Raw genomic sequence first — 240 nt, 5'->3', positions numbered from 1 at the left:
GTTGAGCAGCGTCCAGGCGCGCACTTCCATCGCTACCTCGTCCAGCCGCAGCGGGCTGAGCTCACGGCCGAGGAAGATGTTGGCGACGATGTCGAGGTTCTCGCACAGCGCCAGGTCCTGGAACACGGTGGCGATACCGAGCGTCAGCGCCGCACTCGGGTCGGCAAGCGTCACCTGCTTGCCGCGAAAACTTATCGTGCCTGAGCTCGCCTGATGCACGCCGGCCAGGATCTTGACCAG

General features: G+C 65.0%; 1 pseudogene. It reads right to left on the bottom strand.

Going from position 1 to position 240, the window contains the following annotated elements:
• A pseudogene (locus EOB49_RS35795) lies at positions 1-240 on the bottom strand (sugar ABC transporter ATP-binding protein); the annotation flags it as partial.

The sequence above is a fragment of the Mesorhizobium sp. M7A.F.Ca.MR.148.00.0.0 genome, from assembly GCF_003997735.1.
GTDB lineage: Bacteria > Pseudomonadota > Alphaproteobacteria > Rhizobiales > Rhizobiaceae > Mesorhizobium.
This window is presented reverse-complemented; position numbering and strand designations above follow the sequence as displayed.